At 47.1% G+C, this 18620-nt stretch carries 14 protein-coding genes and 1 pseudogene; 14 read left to right on the forward strand and 1 reads right to left on the reverse strand.

All coding sequences use genetic code 11. The annotated features are described in order from the left end of the window. Positions 1-55: 55 nt before the first annotated feature. From nrdD to ACR0QT_RS05295, 6 genes are all read left to right on the forward strand, one after another. Positions 56-2245 carry an anaerobic ribonucleoside-triphosphate reductase gene (nrdD, locus tag ACR0QT_RS05270; RefSeq protein ID WP_432629811.1) on the forward strand — a complete coding sequence of 730 codons (2190 nt, stop codon included), beginning with the start codon at positions 56-58 and terminating at the stop codon, positions 2243-2245. Between the two features lie 357 nt (positions 2246-2602). After that, positions 2603-2836: a hypothetical protein gene (locus tag ACR0QT_RS05275; protein ID WP_432629812.1), complete on the forward strand. Its 234-nt coding sequence runs from the start codon at positions 2603-2605 to the stop codon at positions 2834-2836. A gap of 23 nt (positions 2837-2859) precedes the next feature. Beyond that, entirely contained in the window at positions 2860-3105 is a 246-nt protein-coding gene (locus tag ACR0QT_RS05280; RefSeq protein ID WP_308450932.1) for a hypothetical protein, read from the forward strand. Positions 3106-3349: 244 nt separating this feature from the next. Further along, the gene (locus ACR0QT_RS05285) at positions 3350-4537 is read left to right on the forward strand and encodes an iron-containing alcohol dehydrogenase (RefSeq protein ID WP_432629813.1); all 1188 of its coding nucleotides are present in this window, start codon (positions 3350-3352) and stop codon (positions 4535-4537) included. A 214-nt stretch (positions 4538-4751) separates the two neighbouring features. Then, on the forward strand, positions 4752-5534 hold the full coding sequence (locus ACR0QT_RS05290) for a PhzF family phenazine biosynthesis protein (RefSeq protein ID WP_432629814.1): 783 nt from the start codon (positions 4752-4754) through the stop codon (positions 5532-5534). A 45-nt stretch (positions 5535-5579) separates the two neighbouring features. After that, entirely contained in the window at positions 5580-6719 is a 1140-nt protein-coding gene (locus ACR0QT_RS05295; RefSeq protein ID WP_432629815.1) for an amidohydrolase, read from the forward strand. A 209-nt stretch (positions 6720-6928) separates the two neighbouring features. On the opposite strand, the gene ACR0QT_RS05300 is transcribed toward ACR0QT_RS05295, so the two are convergent. Further along, positions 6929-8455 (reverse strand): RNA-guided endonuclease InsQ/TnpB family protein, encoded by a 1527-nt coding sequence (locus tag ACR0QT_RS05300; RefSeq protein WP_432629816.1) that lies wholly within the window; start codon positions 8453-8455, stop codon positions 6929-6931. 108 nt (positions 8456-8563) lie between these two features. Between ACR0QT_RS05300 and tnpA the strand changes: the two genes are divergently transcribed. The 8 genes and pseudogenes from tnpA (at position 8564) to ACR0QT_RS05340 (ending at position 18619) form a co-directional block, all read left to right on the forward strand. Next, the gene (gene tnpA / locus ACR0QT_RS05305) at positions 8564-8980 is read left to right on the forward strand and encodes an IS200/IS605 family transposase (RefSeq protein WP_432629817.1); all 417 of its coding nucleotides are present in this window, start codon (positions 8564-8566) and stop codon (positions 8978-8980) included. A 258-nt stretch (positions 8981-9238) separates the two neighbouring features. Next, complete coding sequence (locus tag ACR0QT_RS05310; protein WP_432629818.1) at positions 9239-9778, forward strand: hypothetical protein; 540 nt, start codon at positions 9239-9241, stop codon at positions 9776-9778. Beyond that, positions 9765-10109 (forward strand): hypothetical protein, encoded by a 345-nt coding sequence (locus ACR0QT_RS05315; protein WP_432629819.1) that lies wholly within the window; start codon positions 9765-9767, stop codon positions 10107-10109. Before ACR0QT_RS05310 ends, ACR0QT_RS05315 begins: the two co-directional genes overlap by 14 nt. A 429-nt stretch (positions 10110-10538) precedes the next feature. Continuing rightward, complete coding sequence (locus ACR0QT_RS05320; protein WP_432629820.1) at positions 10539-11942, forward strand: ABC transporter ATP-binding protein; 1404 nt, start codon at positions 10539-10541, stop codon at positions 11940-11942. Between the two features lies 1 nt (position 11943). Further along, positions 11944-12420: pseudogene (locus ACR0QT_RS05325) on the forward strand (class I SAM-dependent methyltransferase); the annotation flags it as partial. 522 nt (positions 12421-12942) lie between these two features. Then, on the forward strand, positions 12943-16128 hold the full coding sequence (locus tag ACR0QT_RS05330) for a glycosyltransferase (RefSeq protein ID WP_432629888.1): 3186 nt from the start codon (positions 12943-12945) through the stop codon (positions 16126-16128). A 701-nt stretch (positions 16129-16829) separates the two neighbouring features. Then, the gene (locus tag ACR0QT_RS05335) at positions 16830-17555 is read left to right on the forward strand and encodes a nucleotidyltransferase family protein (RefSeq protein WP_432629821.1); all 726 of its coding nucleotides are present in this window, start codon (positions 16830-16832) and stop codon (positions 17553-17555) included. Further along, the gene (locus ACR0QT_RS05340; protein ID WP_432629822.1) at positions 17549-18619 is read left to right on the forward strand and encodes a GHMP kinase; all 1071 of its coding nucleotides are present in this window, start codon (positions 17549-17551) and stop codon (positions 18617-18619) included. Before ACR0QT_RS05335 ends, ACR0QT_RS05340 begins: the two co-directional genes overlap by 7 nt. The last annotated feature ends 1 nt before the right edge of the window (position 18620 follow it).

Consider the following 18620-nt stretch of genomic DNA (forward strand, 5'->3'; position numbering starts at 1 on the left):
TATAGTTGGACGAAAACAAATATTTAACAAGATATAGTAGGTAGGAGCGGGGAAGATGAGCACAGACGTGAAAAACAACGTAATTAAGCGAAATGGCAAGGAGGTTATCTTCGACGAAGCCAAGATTGTCAACGCAATTCGGAAGGCTAATCAGAGTGTGGACAAACTTCACCAGATGAACGATTATCAGATCAAGGCGGTTGCCGACACGATTGCCTCAACGGTTGACAAAGCGACCCATGCGATCAATGTGGAAGACATTCAGGACATGGTCGAGACCGGCATTATGGAGATGCGTGGTTATGAGGTGGCACAGAAGTATGTGCGCTACCGCTACAAGAGAGAGCTGACGAGAAAGTCGAACACGACGGACAATGGCATTCTCTCTCTGATCGAGCACATCAACGAGGAGGTCAAGCAGGAGAACTCCAACAAGAATCCGGTCATCAACTCCACACAGAGAGATTATATGGCAGGAGAGGTCAGCAAGGATTTGAGCCGTCGCGTTCTGCTCCCGGAGGAGATCGTGCACGCTCATGAGGAGGGAATCATTCACTTCCATGATACGGATTACTATGCCCAAAAAGAGCATAACTGCGATCTGATCAACCTTGAAGATATGCTTCAGAACGGAACCGTGATCAGCGAGACGATGATCGAGAAACCGCACAGCTTTTTCACAGCCTGCAACGTGACGACGCAGATCGTCGCGCAGGTGGCGAGCAACCAGTACGGCGGTCAGTCGTTCACTCTGGCTCACCTTGCGCCGTTCGTGGACATCAGCCGTAAGAAACTGCGCAAGAACGTGATTGAGGAGCGCAAGGAGTGCGGAGAGTCCCTCGACGAGGCAATCATCGACAAGGTTGTCGAGAGACGTCTGCGCGAGGAGGTTAAGAGCGGAATCCAGACAATCCAGTATCAGCTGATCACACTGATGACCTGTAATGGTCAGGCTCCGTTTGTGACGGTCTTCATGTACCTCGACGAGGTTCCGGAGGGACAGACGAGAGACGACCTTGCCCTGATCATCGAGGAAGTGATGATTCAGCGTATGCAGGGAGTTAAGAACGAGAAGGGCGTGTGGATCACCCCGGCATTCCCGAAGCTGATCTATGTGCTTGACGAGGATAATATCACCGAGGATTCCAAGTACTGGCATCTGACCGAGCTTGCCGCAAAGTGTACCGCAAAGCGCATGGTTCCGGACTACATTTCCGCAAAGATCATGAAGCAGATGAAGAACGGAAATGTTTACCCGTGCATGGGATGCCGTTCGTTCCTGACTGTCGAGGATTCTCAGCGCAATGCAGACGGAAGCCACAAGTTCTACGGTCGTTTTAACCAGGGCGTTGTGACGATCAATCTGGTCGATGTGGCATGTTCTTCCGACGGAGATATGGAGAAATTCTGGCAGATTCTCGAGGAGCGTCTGGAGCTCTGTCATCGCGCCCTGCGTTGCCGTCATGAGCGTCTTCTCGGAACGATTTCCGACGTTGCCCCGATTCTGTGGCAGAACGGAGCACTCGCTCGCTTGAAGAAGGGCGAGACGATCGACAAATTGCTGTTTGATGGTTACTCCACGATTTCCCTCGGCTATGCAGGTCTCCATGAGATGTGCGTCCGCATGATGGGCAAGTCCCACACCTCCCCGGAGGGCAAGGAGTTTGCACTCAAAGTCATGCAGCGCCTCAATGACAAGTGCGCCGAGTGGAAGAAGGCAGAGAACATCAGCTACTCCGTATACGGCACACCGATGGAGTCCACGACCTACAAGTTTGCAAAGTGCTTACAAAAGCGTTTTGGCATCATCAAGGGAGTCACCGACAAGAACTACATCACGAACAGCTACCACGTTCATGTAACTGAGGAGATCGATGCATTCAGCAAGCTGAAATTTGAGTCCGAGTTCCAGAAGCTGTCCCCGGGTGGCGCAATCAGCTACGTTGAGGTTCCGAACATGCAGAACAACATCCCGGCAGTTCTCTCTGTGATGAAGTTCATCTATGACAACATCATGTATGCAGAGCTGAACACGAAGAGCGATTACTGCGAGTGCTGTGGCTACGACGGAGAGATCAAGATTGTCGAGGACGAGACCGGCAAGCTGATCTGGGAGTGCCCGAACTGCGGAAACCGCAATCAGGACAAGATGTCCGTTGCTCGCCGTACCTGCGGATACATCGGAACCCAGTTCTGGAACCAGGGAAGAACTCAGGAAATCCGTGACCGTGTCCTTCACCTGTAAAACGTGTTTTTTTGATGCGTAAATGTACATGGATTCAGCTGACAGAACAATCATACAGTTGATATATTTGAAAAAAATATGAGTGATGACCAGTGATGGCGAAAATGGAGCTTGGCGAAAGTCAGGCTCCGTTTTTTTATTACACGGTTTGTTAAAAGATGAGGGTGAAAAATATTTTACAAAGAAATACGTAAGAAAACGGTAAGTTGCTGTTTATTGTCAGATATTAATGCGATATATTATAATAATAACAGATATAACGGATGGAAATCTTGTTGGCAACTTGGAAGAAAGATGAGATTATGAAACAAAAAGAAGCGCACAAAAATGTAGTGGTTTGAATGGAGGTAGAGCATAATGAGTAAAATTTTGATTGCGATGATTGCTATGTTTGCATTGATAGTTTTTCCGGGAGCAGGGATTTGGTCCTTATTGTCCAATGTGCTTGGTGGTGGTGTCGCAGAATCCTTTTTATATCCTATTTATGGAGGGATTATTCTTTTGGCGGGACTTATAGTTGGATGTACGGTGATTATTCTAGAAGAGATTAAGGCATTGAAAGAGGAAATTAATCGAATATCAAATAAATGAGCAGAACGTTGTGGAGGTGGGATATGCGTAGAATCAAAGAAATACTCTTTTCTGAAAATGGGATGAAAATTGTTAATACGTTATTTTTTCTTTCTGCTATTTTTTATAGAAGCGGGTTGATATTTATTGCCTATTTTGCATGGATTGTGTATCTCTCATTTTGTGTAAAGCAAGTGGAGTCAAAAGGGAGTAAGGTTATCTATTTTATATTTATGGGAATTGCAAGTATTATGATTATTATGAATTTCTATTTTTTATTACAAGGCTAATATACAAGTGATTTAGTTATCCACCGCGGCATCATACAGAATTTTCAGTTCAGAAAATTCCGATTCCACATACAGTAACTTTTGGTCAGCTCTGCTGAGATCTTCATCTCATCTTCCAATTATCTTGAGAATCGGTGTGATTTCTGATATATTCGTATTATAAAGTGTTACAATTACAGGAAAAAAGTAAAATAGTCACTAAAATAAACAACAACGATACGAAACGGTACGGAGGAGAAGGATCATGTTTGGATTTGGGTATTATTCCCCGACAAAAGTAATCTTTGGAAAGGGTACAGAAAATCAGGTAGGGGAACTGATTAAGACGTATGGTGCGAAGAAGGTGTTGATCCATTATGGTGGGAAGAGTGCTGTAAAATCAGGTCTGATTGACCGGGTAAAGACATCTTTAAAAGCATCTGGAGTCGCTTATACGGAGCTGGGCGGAGTTGTGCCGAACCCGCGCTTGTCGAAGGTGAGAGAGGGAATTGAGCTTGGAAAGAGAGAGGATGTTGATTTTATTCTTGCAGTTGGTGGTGGCTCTGTGATTGACTCTGCAAAGGCGATTTCCTATGGATTGGCAGAGCCACAAAAGGATGTCTGGGAGCTTTTTGAAAAGAAGCGCAAGGCGGAGAACTTCCTGCCGATTGCGTCCATTCTGACGATCTCGGCAGCGGGCAGTGAGACGAGCAACAGCTGTGTGATTACCAATGAAGAGACCGGAGAAAAGCGATCCTACAACGACGATATTGCCCGCCCGAAATTTGCGATCATGAACCCGGAGCTGACGATGAGTCTGCCAGATTATCAGACGGAATCAGGGTGTGCGGACATTATGATGCACACGATGGAGAGATATTTTACGCAGGGCGGAAATATGGAACTCACCGATGAGATTGCAGAGGGACTTCTCCGCACAGTGATAAAATGTGCAAAAATTCTTCATCATGATCCGGCAAACTATGAGGCGAGAGCAGAGGTGATGTGGGCGGGAAGCCTGTCCCACAATGGACTCACAGGTTGCGGAAACGATGGCGGTGATTTTGCGTCCCATATGCTGGAACACGAGATGGGCGGAATGTTTGATGTAACACACGGCGCCGGTCTTTCCGCAATCTGGCCGAGCTGGGCAAGATATGTGTATAAAAATTGCCTGCCGAGATTTGTGCGCTATGCAACTCGGGTGATGGGAGTCACCCCGGAAGATACCGATGAAAAAACTGCGCTCAAGGGAATTGAGGCGATGGAAGATTTCTACCGCGAGATAGGAATGCCGGTCAACTTTAAGGAGCTTGGGATCGCGCCGACGGATGAGCAGATCAGGGAGATGGCGGAGTCCTGTGTGAGAGCAACGGGCGGTCATAAAGGCTCAGCGAAGGTTCTCTATTTAGAAGATATGATTGCGATTTATCGTATGGCAAATCAGGCATAACGGATTTAACACGCCGTGAGCAAGAAATCTTCCTGATTGCCTTCTGATTGATTCAAATTGGGTAGATCGGTGAGATTGCTGGTGCTCTATTTGGTCTATTTGAAAAATTGCCAGAGAAAAGAAAAAATCAGATAGAGAATGGGGAACGCAAGGTCAAGCTCTCGGAAATTATCAGAGCGGAACAAGGGCAAAAGCGGAAAAGAGGAAAACAGAAATGAAACAATATCTTGTAGATGCATTTACGAATCAGCCATTTTCGGGAAATCCGGCTGCGGTCTGTGTGATGGATCACTGGCCATCGGAAGAATCCATGATGAAGCTGGCAATGGAAAATAATCTTTCCGAGACAGCATTTATCGTGAAGGAGACAGAGGGGTATCATCTCCGCTGGTTTACACCCGGAACGGAGGTGGAATTGTGTGGTCATGCCACCCTGGCATCCTCATATGTGATTTTGAATTATTATGAGAACGACAGCAGGGAGGTAACCTTCCATACACTCAGCGGGGCGCTGACGGTTCATCGAAATGGAGATTTATATGAAATGGACTTTCCAACCTATGAGTTGCGGGAGATTCCGGTTACCGATGCGATGGAAAACGCATTTGGCGTGCGCCCGGTAAAAGCGGTGCTGGGACTGGATCTGGTGTGTGTGTTTGAGTCGGAGGATGTTGTGAGGACGATGAAGCCCAATCAGGAGCTTCTGCTTGGAATCGAGGGAAGAATTCAGAATGCGACGGCGCTTGGAACGGATGTGGACTGTGTATCACGCAGTTTCTGCCCGAAATTGAGCATTGCGGAAGATCCGGTCTGCGGTTCTGCACACTGCCAAATCGCTGTCTATTGGGCAGATCAATTAAAGAAAAAAGAGATTTTCGCCTATCAGGCATCAAAGCGTGGGGGATATTTGCACTGCACCCTCCAAAAAGAAAATCGGATTACCATCAGCGGAGAGGCGACTCTCGTTGCGATCTCAGAGATCGTAGCACCGCTGTAAGTTGCGTTACATATTTAGGTTTGGGTAAGTGGGGCGAAAAGAAACATGGAGAGAGACTGGAAAGAATTGTTCTGCTGGTTTCACCGACATCCGGAAACCGGTTTTCAGGAGCATGAGACGACTGCAAAAATCCGTGAGATTTTAAAGGAAGAGGGGCTTACTCTGCATCCGGCTGAGCTAGAGACTGGTGTCATCGCGGTGGTGGAAGGAAAAAAGTCCGGAAAGACAAATGGGAAAACAATCTGCTTTCGCGCGGACATCGATGCGCTTCCGATCGAGGAAAAGACAGTGCTTCCCTATGTGTCAGAACATCCGGGATTCATGCATGCCTGCGGTCATGATTTTCATACGACGGTAGCTCTGAAAGTAGCCTCTCTTCTAAATCAAAGAAAAGAAAATTTGACAGGGAAAATTTATTTTGTTTTTCAGCCCGCCGAGGAAGTTGCCAGTGGCGCAGAATATGTGCGAAAAAATGGAAATCTGCCCGAATATTCGGAGGTTTTCGGCTTTCATGTGGAGCCAACCCTTCGACCGGGGCAGGTATCGATCCAGCCTGGCAGTGTGATGGCAGCGGTGGATGGATTTCGGATTGACATCCGCGGAAAGGGGACTCACGGGGCGACTCCACAGTTGGGAGTCAATCCGATCACGACAGCCGTTTCGGTGGTGGAGAAACTTGGGCGCATTGTTCCAGAATGTTTGAGTCCGCTCCATGCGGGTGTTGTCAGTGTGACACATCTTGAGGGCGGAGCAACCTGGAATGTGATTCCGGAAACTGCGTTTTTAGAGGGAACCGTGCGGACGATGGACGGGAAGGATCGAAGCCGGATCAAAGAGGAGATCTATCGGATCGCAGAAGGCATGAACCAAGGAGGGCGTGTACAGACGAAAGTGAGCTGGCAGGAAGGCCCGCCAGCCGTCATCAATGATGAAGAATTGTGTGAGTCAGCAAAAGATCTGGCGCAAAAGTGTGGTTTGCAAAATGTGATTCTGGATCCGGCAATGACCGGCGACGACTTCAGCAAATTCGTCCCGGAGGGAAGCGATATAAAAGGTCTTTATATCAAAGTCGGAACAGGTCCGAGTGAAAATCTGCACAGCGACAGGTTTAAGGTTGATGTGTCTGCTTTGGATCAAACTGTGGAATTTTTAGCGGAGCTTTTGGAAAAGCAGGTTGCACGTTAATACTTAGATGTAGGGCAAAACGATATAAGGCAATTCCCTAATATAAATGTAATACAATAAAATAAATAATATTAGATAGAGAATGGATAAAAAATAATGAATTACCACGTCTGAAGTCTCCGTTTCCTACGCCATCAGGCGTGGTTTCCGAAAGACTACGATAAGTGGCTTATGGCTATTCACAAAGCCCTATCCCAATGGGATTACTTTTAAGCGACAGTTTGACGAAAAGCGCGTTCTTTTCGTCGCGCTCTCTTTTCTTTTGATTTACTGGACGAATTTTTTGCTTGTAATTGTTTTTGACGATTTCTTTTCTGATCCTCATAATCAGGATGAAAAATGATAAAAACATTTTCAAAGCAAGGCAGACTTTCCCCGTCAAAGGCTTGTGGATATGCTTTTCTTAAGATATTCGCAGATCCATTTAAATCGGAGTTGATGATGGTACCATTTTTTGTTTGATAAAGACCACGAAATCCCTCTTTTTTATACATTCCGGCATAGTGAGTCGGTTTGCGCTTACCAGAAAACGTGTATTTCGTGAAATCTCCTTTTCGATATACCGGGATCGGATCGTGATCAGGAAAACTTGCTTTTGAAGTATAGCTTTCTTCCTGTTCGATGCAACGAATTCCGTTCCATTCGCAAAGATAGTGAATGATTTCGCGAAGTTTTGTGATGGGTAACTGTACAAACTCCTGATTATTTTGATGACCGATCCCAGAATTCTGCTTCCAGTATTTATTTACACCCATGACAACGGTGTCGATACGGTTTTCTACGCACCATGTCATAAAGTGTTTTGCACATTTATGCAGATAATCAGAGACCTGATCATTTCGTCGGTTTGTAATTGCGTAATAGGTTTCGTTTGGTACAAATTTTTTTCCTGTTTGAAGGGTCTGTTCACTTACAAGTTTCGCAATAGTTTTATTATACCATTGATTCGATGCTTTAGCTGGTCCACCTTTATATAAAAGAGATGTTATGCCACAGTTATTCGTAACTGCCATGAGATTATCGACACCAAAGTCAATTGCACAAATTCGATGAGATTCTTCTGAAGGTTCAGGAAGATCTCTTGCAACTTCAAATTGAAACGTCAAACGATAACGACCATTTTCCGGTATGATACATGCCTGCTTGAGTCTTGCATCTGGAATTGGAAATCCGATGCATACGGGATTCTTTTTTATGAATGGGAATTCTGCATACCATTTACCGTTTCGTAATTGAATGACACAGTCTTGATTGGAAACAGTTGCTGTGGTATGTCCACCTTTTCTCTTATAACCAGGAAGTTTTGGCTTTCCGGTAAAGGCAGAGGGATCTTTTGCGTAGGCACGACAGGAGGCATAAAAAGCCTTCATATCTCGAACTGCCTGTTTTAAAACATATTGTGCAGTCTGACGCGGAAGTCCTTTTGCATAATAATCTGGATTTTTTGTATATTTCATGACAGAATCCAAAAAGGAATAGCCAAGAAAATGATTTTCCTGTGTCGGAGCAGGAACAGGACGTTTCATTTGTGAGATGGTATCAAGAATTTCTTTCATGACTTCCTGTTCGTTGGCTGACCAATTTGTAGCAGGTTTGGAAACCGCCGCTAATACCTGACGTTGACGAAAACGAATCGCATTGCTTAAATGATTTGCAAGACGTGTTACCGTTTCTGCATAATCAAATAAAGGATGATTTTGAGTGATACAAACAGTTACCGTTCTCATGTATACCATATCAGTTGCCTCCTTTCTTTTTGAATAAAAATACATTGTAATTACTTAATCTTACATGATATAATTATATCATATTATATGATCAGTTGCAACGAGAAAGGAGAACATATGTTTTCAAAACAGGATGGCTATTATGTGAACAGACACAGTTGCTTTTTATTACAGTACCATTTAGTTTTAGTCACAAAATATCGGTATCCCGTGATTTGTGGACAATTGGAAACTGTCCTTAGAAATTACACGGAAGCCTATTTTAAGGATCGTGATCTTACCATTCAGGCATTTGAATGCATGCCAGATCACATTCATATTTTGTTTGATGCAAAACCAAATTTAAATCTTGCGGAATTTGTAAATGCATTTAAATCTGCATCTTCTCGAAACATTAGGAAACAATTTTCAGAGGAACTGAAACCTTATTACTGGAAACCCTATTTTTGGAGTTTGAGCTATTTTATTGGAACGGTCAGTGACCGAACAAGTACTGCGGTAAAAGAATATATTAAGAATCAAAAGAATGAATGATCTAAAATATTTAAAAATCATTACGCATTCACCCACGTCTGATCCAGTTGGTCAGGCGTGGTACTCTGCGATTTTGATAGAAGATTATAGAAGAAAGTCCCGTGGCAGACTCGAAAAGAGAGTGCTGTCACGGGACTTTCTGTATTATAAGATAGATTTTGAGCGAAAACAAAGTTTAAAGAAGCTGGGATTGACATCAGATAACCACAGGCGTATACTTCTTTTAATCCCAAATGGGATTAAAAGAAGAGGGAGAACATGGATCGAAATATACAAAAACTGCACGATCAGGTCAACCAGGCGATTATTCGGTGCCGAAGGGTTTACTCGATGTGGGCGAAGGAAAATCAGGTCAGCTATAATCGGATGCTGGTGCTTTATACGATTCGGGAATATGGATTTTGCACGCAGAAACAGGTCTGTGATTCTTATCTGCTTCCGCGTCAGACGGTGAACCATGTGATCACAGAGATGAGAAAAGAGGGGATTCTTGAGATCAATAAAGAAAAATCCTTCGGAAAAGAGAAGGCACTTGTGCTGACAAAAACCGGGGAAGCATACTCGGAAAAACTTCTGTATTCCTTAAGCCTTATGGAGGAGCGGACGGCGAAGCGCATTGGAGAGGAGCGAATCCGGGAGATGACAGAACTTTTTATGGAGTATGATCGGATTTTGGAAGAGACGTTGGCGGAAACTTCGGGAAAGACGTTGGAAAAGGTTTCGGAAAAAACCTCGGAAAAGACTTCGGATGAAGTTTTAGATCTGACTTTGGAGGAAATGGATCATGAAAAAGGATGATAGAGCAGGAGCAAAGACAGAACTTTTCCGGACAGAAAAAATCCCCAGGATTTTATTGAAAATCGCTCCTCCGGTCATGCTTGCACAGCTGATTCAAGCTATGTACAACATTGTGGACAGCTTTTTTGTGGGGCAGTATTCAGAAACCGCATTGACCGCTATGGGTCTGCAAACCTGCATCGTTCCGGTCTTGAGTTTTAACTATGCGACAAAGAGTTATCTGAGATGTCGGGAGACGATGAAAGACAGCTATCTGTTTTCCTGTGTATTTATGTTGCTCGGAGTGGGATGTTTCGTGTTTTTCCTAACGCAACTTCTTAAAATCTTCTAAAACAGCAGTGAGGTGATCGAGATCGGAAAGCGGGCATTTCCGATCTCGGAGGTGCTTGTCGGAAGCGTGGGAATGATTCTCTATCAGAATACGATTAGAAGGTGGAACAAATAGAAGAAAAGATAAAAGAAAAGATAACAGGGGAATCGGAGCGTGCAGGATTGATGTGAGCGGATTTTGTGCAATGCAGAAACGGTAATGGAAAATGTGAATAAGGGATTCCTTGCACCTGCGTGGAATAAATGGTATAATGCTCCTCGAAGTAGGAAGCGTATGCCGGGATTTGCATTTGGAATGCATATTTGAGATCTGCATTTAAGATCTGTATTTAAGATCCGCATTTGGGATCGATATGTAAGATCTGTATTTGAGATTTACATGCAAGATCTGCATTTGCTGGCATGCTCGAGAGGAACGAAAGGAAATTTCATGTCTTCAGACAACGAATATGCAATTCAGGTACAAAATGTAAGCAAGATTTATAAACTATATGAGAAGCCGATTGACCGGTTGAAGGAATCCTTAAGCGTCACCCACAAGAATTATCACAGGGACTTTTTTGCGCTGAGTGACATTTCCTTCAATGTCAAGAAGGGCGAGACCGTTGGCATCATCGGAACGAACGGATCGGGAAAGTCCACGATCTTAAAGATCATCACCGGCGTTCTGACTCCGACTTCCGGAAATGTGCGCGTCAGCGGAGTGATCTCGGCGCTCCTCGAGCTCGGAGCCGGATTCAACATGGATTACACCGGAATCGAGAACGTGTTCATGAACGGAACGATGATGGGATTTACGAGAAAGCAGATGGAGGAGAAATTGCCGGATATTTTGGAGTTCGCGGATATCGGGGACTTCGTCTACCAGCCGGTGAAGACCTACTCGAGTGGTATGTTTGTCCGCCTCGCATTTGCGCTCGCGATCAATGTCGAGCCGGAGATTCTGATTGTCGATGAGGCACTCTCGGTAGGAGATGTCTTCTTCCAGTCAAAGTGTTACCGCAGAATGGAGGAGATCCGTAAGAACGGAACGACGATCCTGATGGTAACGCACGATATGGGAAGTGTCATCAAGTACTGTGACAGGGTTGTCCTTTTAAATAAGGGTCATTACGTCGCAGAGGGAGCGCCGGGCAAGATGGTCGATCTCTACAAGAAAATTCTCGCAAACCAGATGGGCGCGCTTGAGGAAGAGCTTGCCGAGATGAATGATTTTTCCGGTGGAATCGGGGATGAGGAGAATTCTGCAAAGTCAGGATCAGGAACTTCGGATTCTCAGACCGGAAAGCATGCGGGTGGTCACCAGAAAGCAGTGCATCAGGGCTTGATGCGCGACAAGCTGACGATCAACCCGAGCAAGACCGAGTATGGAAATGGCAAAGCAGAACTCTATGACTTTGGTCTGTTTGATGAGAGAGGAAACCTCACGAATCTGCTCCTCAAGGGAGAGTATTTTGAGATTCGCGAGCGTATTCATTTCTATGACACGATTCAGGCACCGATCTTTACCTATACAATTAAGGATAAGAAGGGTGCGGATCTGACGGGAACGAACACAATGTTTGAGGGAGCGGATATCCGTCCGGTCAAGGACGGCGATGAGTACGAGGTCTGCTTCCGCCAGAAGATGACGCTTCAGGGTGGAGAGTATCTGCTCTCGATGAGCTGTACCGGATTTGAGCAGGGCGAGCACACGGTCTACCACCGTCTGTACGACATTGCAAATATCACGGTCATCTCCAACAAGAACACCGTGGGCGTTTACGATATGGAATCTGAGGTCGAGGCAGTTTTAAAGCCGTCGGGCACGCAGGAAGAAAAAGGAAACCAGTAGAATGAAAAAGATTGATGAGGAAATACAGGCACTCTTAAAAGAGCATAAGGGAAATGTTCGGGAGATTCTTGAGCAGAACAGTCGCCTTGACTATCTGTATGCACTTTCCAGCCAGAGAGAGCTTCTGCTCGAGTGGTATGATTTTCGGTCAGATGCCTCTCTGTTGCAGGTCGGTGCAGACTACGGTGCGATGACCGGACTGTTCCGCAGAAGTGTGAGCCGGGTGACGGTTCTTGATGAGAGCAAGAAAGCGCTTGAGACCGTGCAAATGCGGTATCCGGGCGCGCCGAACATTCGTTATGAGGAGGGCACGCTCTCTGATTATGCGCAGAAGCATAAAAAAGAGGCGGAGGATGCCCGGAAATCAGAACAGAAATACGATTACATTGTGTTTGCGGGAACGCTTGAAGCACCGTATGAGGAGCAGATTCAGACGGCGAAGTCTCTGCTTGCGCCGGACGGCGTTCTGATTATCGCAGTCGCAAATACGCTCGGCATGAAGTATTTTGCGGGAAGCAGGGAAGAGGAGAATGCGCTTTCCAAGAAGCGGATTCTCGAGCTTCTCTATGGAACAGAAACGACCATGAGGATGTCCGGTCGGGCAGAATTTTACTATCCGATGCCGGATTACCGCACACCGGTCAGCATTTATTCCGATCAGTATCTTCCGAAAAAGGGAGATCTGACGCGTGTGACACCGGCGTATGATTATCCGCCGTATCACATGATGGATATGGGAGAGAAGTTTGATGAGGTCTGCGAGGCAGGTGTCTTTGACTTGTATGCAAACTCCTATCTTGTATTCTGGCAGGCGAACGCAAGCATGCAGGCAAGCGACCGCCGGATTTATATCAAGTACAATAAGACGCGCAGAGAGCAGTTCCAGATCAAGACCTGTATCTGTGAGCGACTGACTGAGCAGAGTGCACCGGCACCGTATGAGAATTTGCAGGAAATGCAGGATATGCAGAAAATGCAAAAAGCACAGGAAATGCAGGAAGTGCAGAATTCTGTTGGTGCAGGTACAGAGAGCGCAGATACAGAGGGCGCAGAGAACGAGCAGTCGGCAAGCGTAAATTCGGCATCGGTTCAGAATGCAGGAAATCCGGGTCACTCAAATAAAGTCTGGAAGCGCTATGTCGAGAAGTCCGCTCTGAGCCTTGATGGAGCAGAGCACATCTGGTCATTTGAGAAGAAGTATCAGGCACTGACGAAACAGCACCGCACGCTCAAAGTCGCAAAGGCATTCTGTGAGGAAAATGGAAATTCCGCATATTTCCCGTATTTAAAGGGACAGACCTGGGCGGAGAAGCTCGGAGAGCAGATCCAGAATGGACAGGTTCCGGCGACAGCACTCAAGGAGGCGATGGAGCAGATTTACGACATTGCTCCGGAGTACAGAAGCGCATTTTCTGAGACAGAGGAGTTTGACGAGGTATTTGGAGCGGGACTCACTGACGAGGAGAAATCTGTTCTTGCAAGCGACACCGCCTGCAAGGTTTCCAACATCGATGCGCTGTTTGAAAATATGCTTCTCACAAAGAACGGAATTTTCTGTCTGGACTACGAGTGGGTCTTCCTCTTCCCGATTCCAGAGCATTTTGTGAAATATCGAATTTTGTACTATTTCTATGAGCAGTATCACAGCGTCCTCGGTCAGCTCGATCTCGACAGCGTGCTTGCGCTGTTTGAGATCACACCGGAGATGGCGGAGATCTACCGCAAGATGGAGGAGAACTTCCAGAACTATGTGCACGGGGAGAATCAGCAACTCTACCTTGGCAACTACATGGTTTACTCCCGCGGAATCCGCGAGATCCGCCAGACCGAGAGCGATCTTGCGCGTGCGAGAGAGCGCATTGAGCAGATGAAGATTCACAGCCGAGAGAAGGATGTGGAGATCCGCAAGATCACAGAGGTACAGCGTTTGACGAACAACCATGTGACAAACCTTGAGGCAATCATCGCAGCTCTGCGCCATGAGAACGGAGAACTCGGAAAGACGCTCAACTACCTCAACAAGCATGAGGCGATTCTGTTCAAGATCCGCCGGAAACTTGGCGACAAGTTCAACCAGAAATATCCGAGAGGATCGGTGGAGCGCAAACGCCTTTCTTATAAGAAGGAATACCTGTTGCATCCGGTTCGCTCGATGAAGTTGTACTCGACTCCGGAGGGACGCAACCTGCGCGATGGAGATTTCAACATCGGAGAGATCTACCGTCAGCACGGAAAACTTCACTTTGAGAAGGTCGAGAACCCGCAGGTATCGATCGTGATTCCGGTTTACAATCAGATTCACTACACCTATGCGTGCCTGCTCTCGATTCTTGAGCACACGAAGGATGTGACATATGAGGTCATCATTGCAGACGATGTGTCGACCGATGCGACCTCTCGCCTCGGAGAGTTTGCGGAGGGGCTTGTGATCTGCCGAAACAGTACGAACCAGGGCTTCCTCAGAAACTGCAACAATGCGGCGCGCCATGCCCGTGGTAAGTATGTGATGTTCCTCAACAACGATACGCAGGTGACCGAGGGCTGGTTATCCTCTCTTGTTCAGCTGATCGAGTCCGACTCGACGATCGGAATGGTCGGATCAAAGCTCGTATACCCAGATGGACGACTTCAGGAGGCCGGCGGAATCATCTGGAGCGATGGATCGGGCTGGAACTACGGTCGTCTCGACAATCCGGATAAGCCGGAATACAACTACGTCAAGGATGTCGACTACATTTCCGGAGCAGCGATTCTTCTGTCCGTTGATCTGTGGAAGCAGATCGGAGGATTCGATACCCGATTTGCACCGGCATACTGTGAGGATTCCGATCTCGCTTTTGAGGTCAGAAAAGCCGGATACCGCGTGGTTTACCAGCCACTCTCAAAAGTTATCCACTTCGAGGGCGTTTCCAACGGAACCGATGTGCAGGGAACCGGACTCAAGCGTTATCAGGTTGCAAACTCCAAGAAGCTCAAGGAAAAGTGGGCGGAGGAGTTCAAGAAGCAGTGTGAGAACGACGGAAATCCGGACCCGTTCCGCGCAAGAGAGCGCAGTAAGGGCAAGCCGATCATCCTCGTTGTCGACCACTATGTGCCGACCTACGACAAGGATGCCGGTTCCAAGACGACATTTGAGTACTTGAAGATGTTCATCAAGAAGGGATTTGTCGTAAAATTCCTCGGTGACAATTTCATGAATGAGGAGCCGTACACGACGACGCTTGAGCAGATGGGAATTGAGGTGCTCTACGGACCGGAGTATCAGGTGAAAATCTGGGATTGGCTCAGAGATCACGGCGATGACATTGCGGTTGCTTACCTGAACCGCCCGCACATCGCATCGAAGTATGTCGATTACATTCTCGACAACACCGACATCAAGGTGATCTACTATGGTCATGATCTGCATTTCCTCAGAGAGAGCAGAGAGTACCAGATCACCGGAGATCCGAAGATTCGCGAGAATGCCGAGTACTGGAAATCGGTGGAGCTGACTCTGATGAGCAAGGCTGCGGTTTCCTACTACCCGTCCTATGTCGAGCGCGATGCGATCCATGAGATCGATCCGACGATCAATGTCAAGGACATCACGGCCTATGTCTTTGATGAGTTCAAGAGTGATATTCAGGAAGACTTTGCGAAGAGGGAAGGACTGCTGTTTGTCGGAGGTTTCGCACATCCGCCGAACGCTGATGCGGTTCTGTGGTTCGTGAAAGAGATCTATCCGCGGATTCGCGAGAAGATGCAGGCTCAGGGCCAGACCCCGCCGGACTTCTATGTGGTTGGATCGAAGGTGACCGATGAGATCAAGGCGCTTGCAGAGCCGGGAAATGGAGTGGTCATCAAGGGATTCGTCTCAGAGGAAGAGCTGAGTGAGCTTTATGCGACGAGCAGAATCGTTGTGGTTCCTCTGCGGTACGGCGCAGGCGTAAAGGGTAAGGTTGTCGAGGCAATCTACAACGGAGCGCCGATCGTCACGACGTCTGTCGGAGCGGAGGGCATCCCGAATGTCGAGGATGTACTTCTCGTCGAGGATGATCCGGAGCAGTTCGCAGAGATGACGGTTCGTCTCTATCAGAATCCGGATGAATGCCGTGCGCTCTGTGAAAAGACGCAGACCTATATCCGCCAGCATTTCAGCATGGATGCTGCGTGGAAGCGGATTGAGGATGATTTTAAGAGATAAAATCTAAGCGTGAAAATGTAAGGAGCAAGAAGCAAAGGGCAAGAAGCAAGGAGTAAGAAGCAAGAGGTATGATGCAGGGAGCTCCTCAGGCGGGAAAAGTCATGCAAACGCGCTCTCGCTCCGAGTTCAATGTAGCGGTGCATAAGATCGCAAAATACGCGATCTAAACACCGACATTTCACACGGGTTTGCCTGTACTTTCCCGCCATCGGAGCTTTTCGATAGCCTGATTGTGATTTGTGATAAGGATGTAGTGATTATTTGAGTATGCAGAATTCAAGTCGACGCTCGCAGAGACTTGGCGCGTGATTTTGGTCAGCTCTGCTGACATTTTCTTATCAAAATCACTGCGCATCCTCGCGGAGCGTATAACTCAGAAGGGGATTGTCTCCCCTCCTGAGAAAGTTTGTGATACCCCCACCTATAGAGGAGGGGGACATCCACTCTGAGTTATATGTATACGGGATGAAAAGGATTAGAGAGAACCTGCCAGGAAGGGATATGAATTCCTGGTGGGTTCTTCGTTTCTAAAAAAATCTCTTATTACAGATTTATGAAGTGGGTGGAATCTTTGACAAGAAAATGATATACTGTTCGGGTAGTAAATGGAAACGTGTACGGTTGGATAACCAGATGTGTGGTTGGATGACCAAAAGAAAAAACCAAGAGAACAATATTTTAGCAATATGGGAGAATGAAAAATGCAGGCAATTTTACTCGCCGGTGGTCTTGGAACGCGTCTGCGCAGTGTGGTGAGCGACAGACCCAAGCCGATGGCACTGATACAGGATAAACCATTTATGGAATATGTGGTTCATGAACTTGCAAAGCATGGAATCACGGACATCATCTTTGCAGTGGGTTACAAGGGCTCGATGGTGGAGGAGTATTTCGGGGACGGAAGCCGTTTCACCGCTCCGGATCAGACCCCGATTAAGATTCAGTATGCTTATGAGAAGGAACTTCTCGGAACAGCCGGTGCGATCAAGAATGCGGGAAAGCTCGTGACGGAAGATGCCTTCTATGTGCTGAATGCGGATACCTTCTATCAGATTGATTACAGCAGACTTGCACAGATGCAGGCGCAGAAGGATCTGGATCTGGCTCTTGTGCTCCGGGAAGTTCCGGACATTTCCCGCTACGGCGAGGCGACTCTCGATCAGGGTATGCTCACGGGATTCAATGAGAAGACGAGTGAGGCGCGCCCGGGAACGATCAACGGCGGAATTTATTATATGAAGAGAGAGCTTCTCGACGAGATTCCGGAGGGAAAAGTTTCCCTTGAAAATGAGATGATTCCGAAGTGGCTTGGCGAGAAGCGGAGACTTGGCGGATTCGTGCATGATGGCTATTTTATCGATATCGGAATTCCGGAGGCATACTATCAGTTTATGGACGATGTGAAGAAAGGGGTAATCCGATGGTAATTCGAGGAAGAGCGCCTCTGCGCGTGAGCTTTGGCGGAGGCGGTACGGATGTAGCACCATTCTGTGTGGAGCAGGGTGGAGCCATCATTGGAAGTACGATCAATAAGTATGCGTACTGTTCGATCGTGCCGAGAACAGATGATCAGATTATCGTGCATTCGCTTGATTTTGATATGACGGTCAAATACAATACGAAAGAAAACTATGTGTATGACGGCAGACTCGATCTCGTCACCGCGGCACTCAAGGCGATGGAGATCAAGCAGGGCTGTGAAGTTTATCTTCAGTGTGATGCACCGCCGGGATCGGGACTTGGAACATCCTCGACGGTGATGGTGGCACTTCTCGTTGCAATGGCGCGCTGGAAGGGAATCGAGATGGATGGATATCGTCTTGCTGACCTTGCCTATCAGGTGGAGCGTGAGGATTTGAAGATTGCCGGAGGATACCAGGACCAGTATGCAGCGGTGTTTGGCGGATTTAACTTCATTGAGTTCCACGGACGGAACAACGTGGTCGTAAATCCGCTCAGAATCAAGAAGGACATCATCCATGAGTTGCAGTACAACCTGCTTCTGTGCTACACCGGAAATATCCACGTTTCCGCAAACATCATTCAGGATCAGGTCAAGAACTACGAGAAAAAGGATGCGTTTGACGCGATGTGCGAAGTCAAGGCACTCGCTTATGCGATGAAGGATGAGCTTTTAAAAGGAAATCTGCACAGTTTCGGAAAACTTCTCGACTATGGTTGGGAGAGCAAGAAGCGCATGAGCAGTAAGATCACGAACCCGCAGATCGATGTGCTCTATGAGGAGGCAAAGAAGGCGGGCGCGCTTGGCGGAAAGCTCCTCGGAGCAGGCGGAGGCGGTTATCTTCTGATGTACTGCCCGTACAACGTCAAGCACAAGGTCGCAGAGCGCATGGAGCAGGTCGGCGGTCAGCTCGCAGACTGGAACTTTGAGCTTCGCGGTGCCCAGTCATGGATTGCAGATGAGGATCGCTGGGATTACAATGAGGTGAAGGTTCATCTGCCAAACGGGGACTACAAGTTTGAGGTGTAAG

The organism is Brotaphodocola sp., from assembly GCF_050873365.1.
In the GTDB taxonomy this organism is placed as follows: Bacteria; Bacillota; Clostridia; order Lachnospirales; family Lachnospiraceae; genus Brotaphodocola.

Bases quoted from the DNA above. Each gene is read 5' to 3' on its own strand.
- ACR0QT_RS05340 (WP_432629822.1), top strand. From the start codon at position 17,549: ATGGTAATTCGAGGAAGAGCGCCTCTGCGCGTGAGCTTTGGCGGAGGC.
- ACR0QT_RS05290 (WP_432629814.1), top strand. From the start codon at position 4,752: ATGAAACAATATCTTGTAGATGCATTTACGAATCAGCCATTTTCGGGA.
- tnpA (WP_432629817.1), top strand. From the start codon at position 8,564: ATGTTTTCAAAACAGGATGGCTATTATGTGAACAGACACAGTTGCTTT.
- ACR0QT_RS05310 (WP_432629818.1), top strand. From the start codon at position 9,239: ATGGATCGAAATATACAAAAACTGCACGATCAGGTCAACCAGGCGATT.
- ACR0QT_RS05335 (WP_432629821.1), top strand. From the start codon at position 16,830: ATGCAGGCAATTTTACTCGCCGGTGGTCTTGGAACGCGTCTGCGCAGT.
- ACR0QT_RS05295 (WP_432629815.1), top strand. From the start codon at position 5,580: ATGGAGAGAGACTGGAAAGAATTGTTCTGCTGGTTTCACCGACATCCG.
- ACR0QT_RS05320 (WP_432629820.1), top strand. From the start codon at position 10,539: ATGTCTTCAGACAACGAATATGCAATTCAGGTACAAAATGTAAGCAAG.
- ACR0QT_RS05275 (WP_432629812.1), top strand. From the start codon at position 2,603: ATGAGTAAAATTTTGATTGCGATGATTGCTATGTTTGCATTGATAGTT.
- ACR0QT_RS05280 (WP_308450932.1), top strand. From the start codon at position 2,860: ATGCGTAGAATCAAAGAAATACTCTTTTCTGAAAATGGGATGAAAATT.
- ACR0QT_RS05285 (WP_432629813.1), top strand. From the start codon at position 3,350: ATGTTTGGATTTGGGTATTATTCCCCGACAAAAGTAATCTTTGGAAAG.
- ACR0QT_RS05315 (WP_432629819.1), top strand. From the start codon at position 9,765: ATGAAAAAGGATGATAGAGCAGGAGCAAAGACAGAACTTTTCCGGACA.
- nrdD (WP_432629811.1), top strand. From the start codon at position 56: ATGAGCACAGACGTGAAAAACAACGTAATTAAGCGAAATGGCAAGGAG.
- ACR0QT_RS05300 (WP_432629816.1), bottom strand. From the start codon at position 8,455: ATGGTATACATGAGAACGGTAACTGTTTGTATCACTCAAAATCATCCT.